Annotated in this window: 10 protein-coding genes and 2 pseudogenes; 3 read left to right on the top strand and 9 right to left on the bottom strand. The window is 68.4% G+C overall.

Annotated features, from left to right (window positions below):
* Window positions 1–10 precede the first annotated feature (10 nt).
* The gene (locus tag LZ495_RS28620) at window positions 11–793 is read left to right on the top strand and encodes a helix-turn-helix domain-containing protein (protein ID WP_235055860.1); all 783 of its coding nucleotides are present in this window, start codon (window positions 11–13) and stop codon (window positions 791–793) included.
* Between the two features lie 87 nt (window positions 794–880).
* A pseudogene (locus tag LZ495_RS45385) lies at window positions 881–1,213 on the top strand (prepilin peptidase); the annotation flags it as partial.
* An 18-nt stretch (window positions 1,214–1,231) separates the two neighbouring features.
* Here the strand turns inward: LZ495_RS45385 and LZ495_RS28615 are convergent.
* The 8 genes and pseudogenes from LZ495_RS28615 to LZ495_RS28585 form a co-directional block, all read right to left on the bottom strand.
* Window positions 1,232–2,611, bottom strand: a complete 1,380-nt coding sequence (locus LZ495_RS28615; protein ID WP_235055823.1) for a hypothetical protein — start codon at window positions 2,609–2,611, stop codon at window positions 1,232–1,234.
* A 1-nt stretch (window position 2,612) separates the two neighbouring features.
* Window positions 2,613–4,745, bottom strand: coding sequence for a methyltransferase, FxLD system (gene fxlM / locus LZ495_RS28610; protein ID WP_235055822.1), 2,133 nt, complete (start codon window positions 4,743–4,745; stop codon window positions 2,613–2,615).
* A 27-nt stretch (window positions 4,746–4,772) separates the two neighbouring features.
* Window positions 4,773–6,020, bottom strand: a complete 1,248-nt coding sequence (locus LZ495_RS28605) for a lanthionine synthetase C family protein (protein ID WP_235055859.1) — start codon at window positions 6,018–6,020, stop codon at window positions 4,773–4,775.
* A gap of 5 nt (window positions 6,021–6,025) precedes the next feature.
* A complete protein-coding gene (locus tag LZ495_RS28600) occupies window positions 6,026–9,121 on the bottom strand; it encodes a lantibiotic dehydratase (RefSeq protein WP_235055821.1) in 3,096 nt (1,031 codons plus the stop codon).
* A gap of 105 nt (window positions 9,122–9,226) precedes the next feature.
* Window positions 9,227–9,379 carry an FxLD family lanthipeptide gene (locus LZ495_RS28595; protein WP_235055820.1) on the bottom strand — a complete coding sequence of 51 codons (153 nt, stop codon included), beginning with the start codon at window positions 9,377–9,379 and terminating at the stop codon, window positions 9,227–9,229.
* Between the two features lie 314 nt (window positions 9,380–9,693).
* A complete protein-coding gene (locus LZ495_RS28590; protein WP_235055819.1) occupies window positions 9,694–10,239 on the bottom strand; it encodes a hypothetical protein in 546 nt (181 codons plus the stop codon).
* Between the two features lie 109 nt (window positions 10,240–10,348).
* Window positions 10,349–10,759 (bottom strand): annotated as a pseudogene (locus LZ495_RS45380) (ATP-binding protein); the annotation flags it as partial.
* Entirely contained in the window at window positions 10,756–11,367 is a 612-nt protein-coding gene (locus tag LZ495_RS28585) for a bifunctional DNA primase/polymerase (protein WP_235055818.1), read from the bottom strand. The pseudogene LZ495_RS45380 and the gene LZ495_RS28585, both read right to left, overlap by 4 nt.
* Before the next feature lie 182 nt (window positions 11,368–11,549).
* On the opposite strand from LZ495_RS28585, the gene LZ495_RS28580 reads away from it, so the two are divergent.
* Window positions 11,550–12,917 (top strand): NsdA family TPR-like regulatory protein, encoded by a 1,368-nt coding sequence (locus LZ495_RS28580; RefSeq protein WP_235055817.1) that lies wholly within the window; start codon window positions 11,550–11,552, stop codon window positions 12,915–12,917.
* 7 nt (window positions 12,918–12,924) lie between these two features.
* Here LZ495_RS28580 and LZ495_RS28575 read toward each other — a convergent pair whose 3' ends face one another.
* Complete coding sequence (locus tag LZ495_RS28575; protein ID WP_235055816.1) at window positions 12,925–13,836, bottom strand: phosphotransferase family protein; 912 nt, start codon at window positions 13,834–13,836, stop codon at window positions 12,925–12,927.
* Window positions 13,837–13,919 lie beyond the last annotated feature (83 nt).

Below are 13,919 nucleotides of genomic sequence, written 5' to 3'. Positions count from 1 at the left end.
GGGGGTGGAGATGTACGAGGAAATTCGAAAAGAGAGCCTCAAAACCCTGCTCAGGTCCTGCCGGAAAGGGCTTGAGCCCCAAAGAATGGGCCTTCCGCCCAAGCAGCACCGACGCTCCGAAGGCCTCAGCCAGGAGGATGCCGCGCATCTGGCCGGAGTGTCCGTTCGATGGTGGTCGGATCTCGAGAACGGCTTGCAGACGCCGCATCCGGAGATGCTCGACGCCGTCGCGACCGCGCTGCGCATGAGTACAGACCAGCGCGCCGACTTGTACTTCCTCGCGGTCGGCCACACGACGACGGCTATCTCAACGGCGCCCGTACAGGCCGAACCTCAGGACCACGAACTGGTCCTGAGAGCTCATCCATTGCCGGCGATCGTTACGGACCACGTCGGCAATGTGCTCGCCCGCAACACGGCCGCGGTCGCCTATTTCCCCGACCTGGAGAACTCCCACGACACCCCGAACATCACGTTGTGCCTCTTCGAACCCGAAGCCGCCGAGCGGATCCTGAATCTGGGAGAACTCCGTGCGCTGAGAATCGCCCACCTGAAAGCGATGTTCCTGCGCCACGGCGCCGGTCCTACCGCGGTGGACGTGATCCAACGAGTACTTGCCCTGCCCGAAGCGGCCCTCCACTGGAAGACCGAGCGGGCCACCGTGAACCACACCGTGTTCACGACACACGTCCGGACCGCTGAGGGAGCTGTCGAAGAACTCACCTGGGCCATCGCCGAGTTCACCAACGGCAAGCAATTCTTGATCGGATTCCCGCCGCGCGCCCTGAGTTGAGCCAGGCGCGGTGCCGACGCAACAGGAGGTGCACTCACGATCCGGGGGACAGACGAAGGCCGTCGATCGCTGGCCATAGCTGCGCTAGTGGCTGTCGGTGCTGCGCTCAGCGGTGGCGTCGTTCTCTGCCGCGGCTGGAACCCTTGGCTGGGACCGCAGTTGGTGATCGTGGCCGTCGCACCGGCTCTCACCTACACGGACGTCACGGCGCGCAGGCTCCCGAATCGGATCCTGGCTCCTGCAGGAGGCGCGAGTCTCATGCTGCTCGCTTCGGCAGCCGTGTGCTCTGGTTCGGCGACGCGCATGGTGACTTCGTCCATCATCGGGATGTTCGTCCTGCTGGTGTTCGCATTGATCGCAGTCTTCGGCGACCTCGGAGGCGGAGACGCAAAGTTGGCAGGTCTCATCGCGCTGTGCCTTGGACCACTCGGATGGCGTTCAGCTTTGGGGGCTCTGTTGCTCGGCTTCGTATTTGCCGCTTCCGGGGTAGCACTGCTGGCCGTCAGCTCCTTCCTGCGAAGACGGCCCAGGCCTCGAACCATCGCTCTGGGGCCGTTCTTGCTCGCAGGCGCGCTGGCAGCGGTGATGCTGATTCCGGCCGCATAGCAAACGGAGCTCACAACTTTGCGGTTGCGTGCTTCTTCGACCAGCGGTGCTGTTGCCTGCCAGAGTGTCCGAGTTCGTGGCGACGTTCGGTTGGCGGTCCTCCTCAACGCCACGGCCAAGTAGCCCCCGCAGGTGGCATTCGGCCAATTCCACTGCAGCGATCAGCCTGTTGTGGAACGGGACGGCGATTGCCCTGGTGTCGAATCCGGCAGCTTGGCAGACCGTGGCCAGGTTGAGCCTTTGGTCGGCCGTCAGTGCTGTGTGCAGGTGCGGATGCCCGAGTACATCGCGCGCGGTGTAGGCGTCGTTCGAGGCAGCGGTGATCAGTGCGTCGCGCACTTGGTTTGTCAGCGGGCCATCGATGGCGTCGCTGAGGGCAAGTGCGGTAAGGGCGACCCGAGTGCGGAAGACGGCCGTCGCGGGTGCGTGCTCCTGAAGCAGCGTGTGCGCGGCGTAGAGCATCCGCTGTGCGTTGGGCTGGGTTGTGCCTCCGGCCATCCTCTGACAGAAGATGTGGAGCAGGCCCTGGACGGCGTGTTCCCAGGGCTCGGTGATGGCGCTCTGTTCCAACAAGGCGGCGGCCAAGTCGAGTTGCTTGTCGTAGGCCAGCGCCAAGATGGTGACTTGTCGGCCGTCGAGGAGCCGTGCACCGACTCCCTTGAAGATTGCTGCGTGTGTGGCCGCATCGTGCCAGCGGCCGGCTGCCGCGAGGGCGCGGGTGCCGTCTGCCAACAGGACCGTCCAAAGCCACCGGCAGAGGGTCTGGTGGTCTTGGTCTGTGGCGGTGAGGTCGTGGAAGGACAGCCGTCGGCTGTCGATCGTTGCCGCGGTTCGGGCTCGGACGGCGCGGGCAAGCGCGTCGAGCAGTTGGTAAGCATCATCGCCGTCGCCATTGCGGATCCGCAGGCGGGCGAGGTTGACCAGGGGCTCGAGGGCGCAGCGGGCCTGCTGCGCGCCCAGAGGCTGGGCGCGCAGGAAGATTTCGGCTTGGCGCCAGCACAGCGAGCGGGCCAGTTCGGGCATCCCGCAGTCGCTCGCGATTAACGCTGCCTTGTTGTGAGTGGCCGCGGCACGCGCCAGGGCGTCGCCACCAGCGGTTGCCGCGGAGCGCGCGAGCTCGCAGACTTCGTCGATTCGCGTGGTCAGTGGCGGGCAGGTCGGCCGCGGGCGGGCGACGAGCGGGAACCAGCGGGCTACTTGGCCGGCGTCCATGTCACAGCCACTCGATGACGATCCGGTTGATCGCATTGGCGAAGGCGAACCGTCCAGGACGCGGTGATGGGGGTACCGCGTCGAGCGCCTGGATCTCGAAGCGGACTTCCTGGCCGCGGTGCTCGTGGTCCCAGGCACGGATCGCCTCCGTGACGCGTTCCGCGAGTTCGTCGCTGCCCGGGCCGTGTCCGACGACGCCGAACTCGTGCAGTGCAGCGCCGTCCTGCGCGACCTGGTCGGCCTTACGCCGGGTGAGGTAGGTCAGCGCGCCCTTGTCGAACGACGCGGTGGCGCTGGGGTAGGGGTTGGTGAGCACGCCGCTTTCCAGGGCCCGCTTGTTGGCGGGCATGCGGCTCAGGCCGTTGGGCAGCAGGCACGTCAGCCACAGCTCCAGCCACTCGGCCGACTCCGGTCCGCGGAAGGTGACTCCGGTCCAGGTCTGTGCTCGGGGGTGGTCCAGGACGTCGGCGAGCGCGGCCGCGTCCACGACCTGGTCGCTGTTGGTCACCAGGGTCACCGTGCGGTCGGCGGTGAGCGGGATGGTGGTGCGCGGGTCGTCGGCGATTCCGCGCCGGAGGGGCATGAAGGTGTTCATCTCGCTGCCGACGCTTCGCCAGACTCCGTTGTGCTGCTCGAACGCGATCGACCGCGAAACGCTGCCACGCAGTCGCAACGGCGCCAGGAGGCGTCCGTCGGGGACGAGTTGGTCCAGCCATGCTTGGGGGACGCCGTGCGCGCCGACGGTGGCGATGATGCGGTCGTATGGTGCGTTCACGGCGTGGCCGATGGCTCCGTCGGCGAGGACTACGGTCACGTTGTCGAAGCCTGCGGCGGCCAGGCCAGCGCGGGCATCGTCCACGATGTCAGCGTCGACGTCGACGGTGGTGACGTGGCCTTCGGGACCGACCAGGTGGGCGAGCAGTCCCGCGTTGTAGCCGGTGCCGGCACCGAGCTCCAACACCCGGTGGCCCGGTTGGACATCGAGCTGCTCGAGCATCATGGCGACGATGCCGGGCTGGGACGCGCAGCTGATCGGAGCTCCGGCATCGTCGAACTTGGTGTCCACAGTGCTGTTCGCGTAGGCGGCTTCCAACGGGGCCTGGGGTACGAACAGGTGACGAGGTACGTTCCTCAGCGCGTGCTCGACGCGGGACGAGCGCACGTGCCCGTCAGCGAGGAGTTGGTCGACCAGCGTGTTCCGCAGGTTCTCGGCGTGGGGTGCGGCGTTGTCGATCAGGTCGGTGTTCACCTTCCCGAGGCTATGGTCGGCATCCGTCTGGACAGGGGCTGACGTGCTCGGTGATGCGTGAGATTCACTCGTTCCCATGACGGCTTCTTTCGTGAGGGTGGACAGGATGTGCTGGTCCGCGCGGGGCAGTCCAAGCCGGTTCCAGTGGAAGATCACGTGGTGGGCGATCACCGCCCGCAGGCCCCGCCCCAGCCGCCCCCGCCCGGCCAGTTCTGCCAGACGGCTCCCGGCGTGATCGAATGCGGCGACCCAGGCGGCCAGGTGGGTGAGCGCACCGGAGGTGACCAAGGCGCTGCTGGGGCCGGCGTCGATGGTCATGAGCCGCTGGACGGAACTGCGTTGCCGCGCCGAGGTGCGCGGGCCGTCAGGACCAGGACGTTGGTGGGCGACCTTGGCCCAGACGTCGCCTTGCTCGTACCAGTCCAGGCGGGCGGCGCGCATGAGCACACTGGGCAGTAGGACGGCGAGTTCGCGGCGCCCCAGGCTCGGGGAGTTTGCGCCTCCTGCGCGCTGCCGGGCGCCGTGGGCCAGGACGGCTCCGCTGTCGTGGTGGAACAGGTCGTGCGCCACCTCGATGCCCTCGGGGCCGCCGAACGCGGTGGTCTCGGGTTCGTGGATGCTGGGCGTGCAGCGGGTGGCCAGGCCTTCGGTGACCAGGGAGTCGAGGGCCTGCCGCAGGAGCGCGGACCCAGCAGACGCGGTCTGATGAGGCGAGTGGTAGCGCAGTCGCCAGTGCGGGTGCTTGCGCAGGAAGGACCACCGCGTGATGTCACCGGCCGCCGTCGCCGCGTTCAGAACGGGCAGGAGACGTGCCGCGGTTGTGGCTTCGGCACCGTTCCAGTCGGTGAACTCAACGAGGTACTGCGGCCATTCGTCCGGTCCCACGGGCTACCTCTTCTCGTCGCGGTGCGTTCAGGTGATCAGGAGACAGGCGTCCCAACCGGATATCGGCGGCGTAGCTGCGGCGACGGAGTGCATGGCCAAGGCGACGCCTGCAGCGCCGTCGAGGAACCCGATGTCCCCGGGCCGGTCCGACGGGTGCAGCAACTGCCTGAACAGTGCTTCGGGGCTGATGTCGGTCATCGGCGCGAGGAGGCGGGGCAGGCAGCCGGCGAGGTTAGAGGTCCCGGCGTCGTTGGCGGCGAGGCGGGTGATGTGGGCCAGTCCGGCGTAGCCGTGGCACAGCGACAGGTCGGCGGTCTGCTGGAGTTGTCCGGGGTCGGTCATCGCTTGCGCAAGGGCGGCTTCGGCGGCGAGCTGGCGCGCCGTGTCTCCGGCGGCGAGTGCGGCGATCTGCTGGGCACGGGCCAGCCCCGCGGTGCCGTAACACCACGATGGTCGGGATGGCCCGTTGCCGATCTTGCCGGTGCGCAGTTGCCCACGGGTGACCCAGTAGGGCCACCATGGTCCGGTGGGTCCGTCCTGGCGCCACTCGTCGAGCCAGGCGAAGATCCGAGCGATAGCCGCGTCTTGCCCGTCTACGGTGATGCCGCGCCGGGCCGCAGAGCCCAGCAGGGCGAGAACGGCGCCGATGCCGTGGGCGATCCCGGAGTTCGCATGCCCTCCAGGGAAGTCCGGTGACGACTTGCCGGACGGAGCGAGCAGGCTCCACCAGCCGGGCAGGGCCTCGCCGTGGACCGTGACCGGTTCGGTAAGCCGTACCAGGCAGTCCAAGACCGCGCGGGCCGATACTGCGTGTACGTCACGGCGCAGAAGCAAGCTGCCCAGGCCGGTCAGTCCGCGGATCGCGTCGAACTCCGCGAGCGCGGGCAGTTCGCTGCGATCCATACGAGCGTGAGCGCGCTGGACGCGCTCACGGACGATGCCGCCGATCCGGTGGTCGAGGGCGTCCAAGGCTCGGGTGTAGCGGCCAGGGCCTGCGGCGTCGAGGGCGAAGGCCAGTGCGGGTACCCCGAAGAACAGGTGGCTCGCGTCGATGCCGACGAGTGGCTGGTGGGTGGCGCAGGACAGCCAGTCGTGGGCGCGCTGCCAGGGGCCGTCACCGGTGAGGGCGCGTTCGATGTGCAGCAGGGCGACGCCGACGGCTCCGTAGGCGAGGGACTGCGGCACCCAGCCGTTCTTCAGGACCAAGCGGCGGGCATCGTCCGGCGAAGCTAGCCGTTCGGCGATCAGGTCGGCCGCGTTCCGGGCGGCCGTCATCGTGGTCACCCCTGTTCCGCGCGGTGGGTCCACGCCAGCGCGGCAGCGCGGGCCAGGCGCACGCACACGCGCTCATCGTCCTTGGCGATGCCTGCGGCCCGGATGTGGTGAGCGTGCAGCAGGGAATCCAGGATGAGGTCGGGGCCGAGGCCGTCTTCGTCCCTCAGGAGTCCGCGATAGCGTCGCAACGCTCGTTCCCGAGGCCCCCAGGCCTGCACGATCGCCGGTCCCGTCGGTGTCGTGCGCAGCGCCGCCCAGTCGTCGCTCGGGTCGGCCAGCCGGATCGCCTCACGATGAACGGCACGGTCGATGGGCCCCGGTGCGTCGGCGGCTGCGAAGCGGACCAGCCACTGCATCCCCGCCTCGGGGCTGCCCGTGAAGGCGCACGCGATGGCCACGAAGTTCGCCGCGGTCAACGCCTGCCAATGCGAACGGGAGCGCTGGGCGAATTGGACGGCGAGTACCCGAGAGTCCGCGGCGAAGACGTCGTCGGCCGCGCGCATCAGCACTCCGGAGCCCCACCGCCCGGTTTCCGGATAGGAGGTGGCGAACTGGAGGTCGTTCAGCAGCCCGTTGTTGCGCAGCCGCGTTGCCCAGGCGCCGACGTGTGCGGCTGCTTCCCCGAACGCGGTGGGATCGGGCAGCGCGATCCGCAGCCGCAGGTGCGGTCGTGGATCCTTGTAGCGCATGAACCACCACACCGGAGGCTCGTCCCAGAGCGTCCAGAGACCGGGTAGGTGGTCGGCGACGATCTCCGCCTGGCGGCCCGGGTGACCGTAGAGCTTGGCCAGTAGCCACGGCGAATCCCCGGGGATGTGGCCGTGGTCGCGGCTCAGCACTCGAGTTGCTGTCACCGGAGGCGCGGCAGGCCAGGTTGCCGGCTCCGCGACGGTCAGAGGTGCGACGATCTCGTGCGCGTGCCCAGCGAACCAGCCGCGTGCGTCCGAGGTACCGGCCTCAACCAGGAAGGCATGCCCAGTACGGTCCAGCGCCGTGCGCAGAAGCACCAGGTGGGCGTCGATGTCCAGGTCGAGCCGCAACTGTTGGTCGCCTTCGGCCAGGAGCACACACCTGGGCAGGCGGCGGCGTTCCCGCCACGCGTGGATCGCCTGATGCCAGTCGCGCCAGGCAGCCTCCGGGCCCGGCAGGTCGGTTGCATCCAGCCGCCAGCGGGCGGCGGACACGACGATGCGGCCCTGGCGCAGGCGCGGGAGGAACGGCAACCGGGCGGCTGCGCCCCAGTCGAACGCGGCCACCACCGCTGTCTGGGCGCGGCCGATATCGGCCAGGAATCGTGCCAGCGGCGGGGTGTGTGCACGCAGGTCCAGAGCGTGCAGTGTCGTCGCTTCCACACGGCATCCGCGGGCGATCGAGGCCAGAAAGAGCCGTCGTCGGTCGCAGCCCACTGCCAAGTCGTCGATGGGGATGACGTCATCAGCAGGAGCGCGGTGCTCGCCGAGGCTGATCACAGCACGCAGCAGTTCGGGAACACGGATGACGTGACCGTCCTTGCGTGCCAGCGGGGGAAAGCAGAGCTGGACTGGGAGCGTTCCCGGGTCGGCGGTGGGGAGGTCGTCAAGGACAGCGGCCATCTCGTGGTCGGCCGGGTCCAGGAGGCCCAGGAAGCGCCCGGTGGTCGTCCCGATGCCGCGCGATGCGCTGACGACCTCGATTTGGAAGTCCCCGCGATCTACGGCTTCTTGGGAGGCCGCACTGACGTGGAACCGGAGTTCGAGGTGCTGCGCGAGCTGCATCCGTGCGGTGGCTTGGTCGTCGATGAGTTCACCGAGCAGCGCATCGTCGAGGACGACTTCCCGGGCGCCGTCCAAGGCCGCGGATTGGGCCATGGAGAGGAGCCGTCGGTCGCGGTCCGACAGTGACGGAGGCCGCGGCGAGTCCGTGTCGAGGTAGCCGGCGGGGAATCCGAGGCCGACGTCCGGGTCGATGGCGTCCTGGACCGGGACCACCGATCCGACCCCGTAGCGTTCGAAGAACCGGTTGTGCCACTCCTGCCACGCCGCGGTACCAAATGGGTAGGGCGTCAGCCGCGCCAGTAACGTCGCAGCCCGTTCGACCTCTCGGGCCACCGATTGGGGCAGCGTGAGCGAGCAGTCCGTGATCAGGTCCACGGCCACGGGCTGTTCGGCGACGGCACTGACCGCCGTCATCGTGCGACGAAGGCCAGCGCGGACAGTGCGTCGTACGGCCGCTTCCTGCGCGCGCTCGTGTTCCACCAATAGGTCCTGCACGTCGGCGAGCTGGTTCACCAACTCCTTCACTGCCGGAATCTCTGCGGCTTTTGCGGCGTGCAACTCGGCCATGAGATGGCCGAACGCGGACATGACGGTGGACGGGGCGTGCAGGCTGCTCAGGAGCGCCCCGCGGCCGACGAGGTCGGACAGCAGCCCGGCGACTTTGGAGGGTTTGGCGGCGGGGAACTCCGCGCCAAGCTTGTCCTGCAGGTCACCGCACAGGATTGGTGTCTGGGCCGTATCCAATGCTGTCCGCAGCGGCGCAGTCAGGCGCATCGACACCCCGGTGCGGCGGGCGCTTCCAGTCTGTGCGGGGTATGGGACGATCAGCAGGTTCCCCCGGACGAACGCCGTGTTGTTGACCATCAGCGGCAGCCTGGCCAGCAGTACCGGACACGCCTCCAACTGCTCGACGACGTCGCCGAGCCATGCAGCGCCGACGCGGGCCACAGCACGGTGCCCAGTGCCCCAGCGCACCGTCAGCGACGACCCGAACGCTGCCGGACAGACCCCGGCGAAGAGGCCGAACGGTGTCGGCCGATGTTCGAGACGCAGCAGGTACCGGGTCAACGACAGGGCCACACGACGGACCTTCCCGTTCTCCGGGGCAGATGCAGCACACACGGCTGCCACCGCATCCGCTAGTGCGGGACTGGCGTGTTCGACCGCCTCTGCGACCGCCTCCACAGCCCATACCGTGCGCAGCCACGCACATAGGCGCCGAACGTCGGCCGGCGATTCGGCCATCAGGTCCGGCCAGGAGGCCACCGGCGGCGTCGTGTTCGCGGTCGCGCGGACGAGCAGCGTGTTGGCGGTGTGGTAGAGCGTGCGACGGCGCGCGGCGGGCATGTGGCTCCCTCCTCAGGATGGCGATGCTCCGCAGGCGACCGGTACCGGCCCGTACGCGGTTCATTCCGGTGTACGGGCACGGCACCAGCCGCTACTGCGGATCGGTCAGGCGACGTTGGTGGCACACGGGCTCGCGCACGTGCTGCCGCAGTTGTCGTCCGTGATGGTGATCAGGTCGGCACCGTCGTCACCGGATTCGATGACGCGGATGTCGAGGTCGAACTCGTCGACCTCGGGCGTGATCTCGTCGTCGAGCATGAAGGAGGTCCTTTCGCAGTGGGCTGATCAGGAATCTCCGGCCTTTCGGAGCCAGAGAGCGCCGCCGTCGGCGGCCCCGGAACCCGGGTGAGAAGGCCAGCTTCCGGGAGTTCTGGGTGCAGCGCCGGAACTGTCCATCAGGCGCACGGCACTTGTCCCCGAAGTCACCCTGTTGCCTGCTTCCGCCTTGCGGGCGGGTGAGTCGAAGCGCTGTCCACGGCCTCGAACCAGCCCCGAACCGGCGGCAACGCCGGACGAGGGCACGCGTCCCGAGCAAGGGCGGACTCGTTGCCCGCCTGCAGAGTCCGCCGGTATCAGCCGGATCGCTCGCGAGTGGGTGCGCAACCAAGCGCCTCGGCGACTTGCGACGCGAGGGCCTCGCGGTCCCGTAGGTCGAGTTCGTCGGCCAAGCGGGTGCTGCTCTCGATGAGCAACGCGATGCGTGACTCCGTGCCAGGCAAGGGCGGGGCGGCCGGCGGTGCGGCCTGCTCCTGCTCGTTCTGGGAAGGTGCGTGCGCAGACTCGTCGGCGTACAGGTCGGCCAGCACCGCGTCTAGGCTCTTCTCGAGTTCGCTCTCGGGAACGCCGTACTCGGTGACCAGCAGATTCTGGAAAATGGTGGCGATCCGACCCAGCTGGACGCTCGACCGCTCGAAATCCGCGGCAGCCTGGAACAGTTCCTTGGCGTTGCGGTACGTCGTGGGCACGACGTTGGTGCGGGTCGAGCCAGGGGTCTTGTGGCGCACCAGCAAGATGGTCTCGCGGCTTGCCGTGTCGTGCCTGACCTTGAACGGCTCGTCCTCCGGAAGCTGGGGCTCGACGACGTGGACGTTTCCGCCCGGTAGGAACAAGCGGCTCATCAAGGCCTCCGACACCGACAGCTGCGGCGCATCGAGCTCTGTCTGTTGGTTGTGCCTCGGCAGCACGGACCGGACTCGGACCGACCTCGCCGTATCCGTCCAACGGCAAGCGCAGGGTGACCGCCTTACCTACTCCGTGGTGGTCCTGGATGACGCGGATGTCCCCACCGGCTTCGGTGCAGAGCGCAGCAAGAATCGCCAGTCCGCGCCCTCCCAAGCTCTCAGGATGCGGCTGCGCAAGCAGCTTTGGCAGCTGAGGGTGCCGGTCATGGACGCGCAGTTCGAGAAGGTGGTCGTCGAGGTACAGAGTCAGGTCTGCGAAGGGCGAACACGAGGCGGCGTGCTGCACGACATTGGTGACCAGTTCGCTCACCCCGAGCACCACGACATCTGTGAGTGTGGCGTTGCCGCCGAGGCCCCAGACGTTGAGCTGGTCGGTGACCATGCGGCGTGCAACCGCCACCGACTCCGGCACGGAGGGCACACGTGCCTCGAAGGCAACCGGCTGCCGGGGACTCATGGGCTTGCCGTTCGCCGGCGTCGGGGCGACCGGACGATCAGCCCCAGTACGTTCGCCGGGTCCGGCAGGCGCACCGTGTTGGCGGAGGTCGGCGGCACCACCCACCGCACGGGTGCAGAAGCGCGCCCGGCCGGCGGCAGTACGAGGAACTCGGTCTGCGGGAGCCACCGGCCGATGCCCGTTTCATCCGTACCCGAAGAACGCAGCGCGGTGAAGACCAACAGATGCCCAGTCAACGCGAGCACCGGCCCGGTGAGGAACTCCGCGAACTCCCAGCGCCTCATGAGCTGGAGACCAGTGGCCCTCGGCAGCTCGAGGACGTCGAAGCACTCGCCGGCTGGCGTTCCCATGCATGCCCGGCGGTGCCGTCGCAGCCACGCTCTTACGAACTGCGGATCACTGCTCGCCGTCTGAGTCCAGTCCGCATCCGCTGCGTGCAGGCCTGGGGCAGCGCACTGCGGGTTCCGACACGAGCAACCGTCGTATGTGCGGTAGGTCCCACGAGCCAGACGCCACCCGAACGAGGCGTACAGGTCCGCGGTGCGCTGGGGCGTCCAAGTGGTCGCCACAGGAAGCGAGTTCCGTGTTCGCGGTGTCGGTGAGGTCATAGGCACCACGCAACCGCTTGTAAGGCGGTCGTGGCAGCGTGCACAACCCGTGCACTTGGCATCGCCCCGTGCACTTCCCGTGCACACCAGCCCGATCGGATGACTCGAATGCCCTAACTGAATTGCGTCGGCGTAGCTACGGTGAGTGCATCCCCACCGAATGGCACGGACCGGAGCAGCACATGGCCGGCACCCCGAACGACGACTTGGCCGCGTTGATGGACGAGGCCCAGTACTCACGCTCTGCCCTCGCCCGCGACGTGCGGGCAATGGCCGCCGCACGCGGACTGACCGACGTGCGGTGCGACCACGTGGACGTGGGTCGCTGGCTGTCGGGCATGCGGCCCCGCGGAGAGAAGCCCGAACTGCTCGCCGCCGCTTTGGGGCGGCGCCTCGGTCGGCCGCTCACGCTTGCGGAGGTTGGCATGTCCGGACGCGGTGGCCCGCCGATCAACCTCGCGCTTGACTTCGCGGAGGACCGAACCGCCGTACTACGCACGGCCCGCACCCTGTGGAACGAAGACTTGAAGCGAACCGACTTCCTGCGCCACGGCGTGGTCTCCGCCGCGATGCTCGCAACACCTATGACACGCTGGCTCTTGGCGCCGCCGGCCGAACCCGCTTACAGGCCGGGCCGCACCGTCAAAGTCGGCGACCGGGACGTAGACGCCGTCCGCGCCACTACCCGCATGTTCGAGGACCTCGACCACCAGTACGGCGGTGGGCACGCCCGGACCGCCGCGGTGCAGTACCTCGCCGATCACGTCGTGCCTCTGCTGCACGGTGCCTACACCGATGGCGTCGGGCGACGACTGTTCGCGGTCGCTGCCCAGTTCACCTACAAGACCGGCGCGATGGCCTACGACATCGGCCTGCACGGCCTCGCGCGTCGGTACTTCGTCCAAGCCCTCAACTTCGCCCACGCCTCGGGTGACCGCGCACTCGGGGGCAAGGCTCTGGCCCTGATGAGCCACCAGGCCAACTTCCTCGGCGAGTACCAGCAGGCTCTCGATTTCGCTCGCGCCGCCAAGCTCGGTGCCGCTGGGCACGCGACGCCAACCGTCCACGCCATGTACTGCGCCATGGAGGCCCGCGCGTTGGCCAGCATCGGCGACAAGCGCGGGTGCATCCGCGTGATGCGCGAAGCCGAGACCTCCTTCGACCGCGGCGTGGTCGGAGAGAACCCGGACTGGATCGCCTACTTCGACGCCGCCGAACTCCACGACGAACTCGGTCACTGCTTCACCGGGCTCCGCGCCAGGGCCGACGCCGAGTACCACGCAGGCCTCTCGCTCGGCGGACTCTCGGACGCCTACCCGCGCAGCCGCGTGTTCTGCCGCGTCTCGCTCGCCACCGCCCAACTCCACGGCAAGGACGTCGAACAGGCCTGTGCCACCGCTGCCGAGGGCCTGGCGATGGCCGGCCGGATCGAGTCGGCGCGTGTGCGGTCCTATCTGACGGCGTTCAACCGCGAACTGCAGCCGTATGCGTGCCTCACTGCGGTCTCCGAGTTCCGCGAGCGGGCGCGGGAGGCTTTTGACGCTGCGTGAGTGCTGGTCAATCGCCCGGTGTCCAAGTTCGTCGCGCATCGGGGGCACGTAACGAAGCGATCCGCTTCTCCGCCTCGGACCGCAGCGCGGGTTCCCGGCCGACGCGGGACGCCAGCCACGCGGTCATCCGGAACTCTCGGATGGCCACCAGGATCGGCAGGCCATCCCACCCACGGACATCCCACCCGTACGCGTCCACGAAGTCGTCGTACTCGGCCTCGGTGTACCAGCCGAGCCGCCGGTACACCTCGGACACTGTGAGGTCCCACTGGCGCGGCCCGACGCTGAACCGCTCCAAGTCCAGCAGCACCGCCCGCCCGTCCGAGCCCCGCACGGCGTTCTTCCGGTTCGCGTCGCCGTGGATGAGCCCGACCGGATGGTCGAAATCGAGTGCGTCGTATGCGATGTGCAGCTCGGCCAGGTGCTGGGCAAGAAAGGCGACGTCGTGGTCGGCGAGGTGAGGGGCCGCAGCCTCGAGATGAGCGTCGATCCTGACGAAAGGCTGCAACGGCTCGATGTCCACGTCGGGTGGCACCGCCATGCTGTGCAAGTGGTGGAGCAGTGATCCGAGTTCGCGCGTGGACGCCATGACGGCGTCCGGGACTTCGTGCCAGAACGTGACCACGCGCCCCTGGCTCACCACGGGCTGCACGACGCCTTCCACGGGCGCCACAGCGGGAAAGCCCTTGTTGTTGAGCCATCGTCCGATCTGCACGTCGCGGGCAGCCCGTGCCAAGGTGCGGTCTGTGGACGACACCCGACCGACGACGTTGTCGGGCAAGCGGAACAGGGCGTTGTCGGCGACAGGACTGATCAGCACGGCCGGTCTGTATGGGACGCCGCATTTTTCGGCCGCAGTGCTGAGGGCGGAACGTGCCGTCGACTCGTCGAATGGCCTTCTGCGCTGATCGTCGCTCACGGGCGAAGTCTTCTGACCCGCTCGGATAGTCGCAAGCCACCTGGCTTACTCCTGGACTACCTGTGATCGATGGCTGCTCACTC

It is taken from the genome of Yinghuangia soli (assembly GCF_021502675.1).
GTDB classification, from domain to species: domain Bacteria; phylum Actinomycetota; class Actinomycetes; order Streptomycetales; family Streptomycetaceae; genus Yinghuangia; species Yinghuangia soli.
The sequence above is the reverse complement of the archived record's forward strand: the minus strand, read 5'-3'. Positions and strand labels throughout refer to the sequence as shown.

Bases quoted from the DNA above. Each gene is read 5' to 3' on its own strand.
- LZ495_RS28615 (WP_235055823.1), bottom strand. From the start codon at position 2,611: ATGGACGCCGGCCAAGTAGCCCGCTGGTTCCCGCTCGTCGCCCGCCCG.
- LZ495_RS28585 (WP_235055818.1), bottom strand. From the start codon at position 11,367: ATGACCTCACCGACACCGCGAACACGGAACTCGCTTCCTGTGGCGACC.
- LZ495_RS28620 (WP_235055860.1), top strand. From the start codon at position 11: ATGTACGAGGAAATTCGAAAAGAGAGCCTCAAAACCCTGCTCAGGTCC.
- LZ495_RS28600 (WP_235055821.1), bottom strand. From the start codon at position 9,121: ATGCCCGCCGCGCGCCGTCGCACGCTCTACCACACCGCCAACACGCTG.
- LZ495_RS28580 (WP_235055817.1), top strand. From the start codon at position 11,550: ATGGCCGGCACCCCGAACGACGACTTGGCCGCGTTGATGGACGAGGCC.
- LZ495_RS28595 (WP_235055820.1), bottom strand. From the start codon at position 9,379: ATGCTCGACGACGAGATCACGCCCGAGGTCGACGAGTTCGACCTCGAC.
- LZ495_RS28605 (WP_235055859.1), bottom strand. From the start codon at position 6,020: ATGACGGCCGCCCGGAACGCGGCCGACCTGATCGCCGAACGGCTAGCT.
- LZ495_RS28590 (WP_235055819.1), bottom strand. From the start codon at position 10,239: ATGAGCCGCTTGTTCCTACCGGGCGGAAACGTCCACGTCGTCGAGCCC.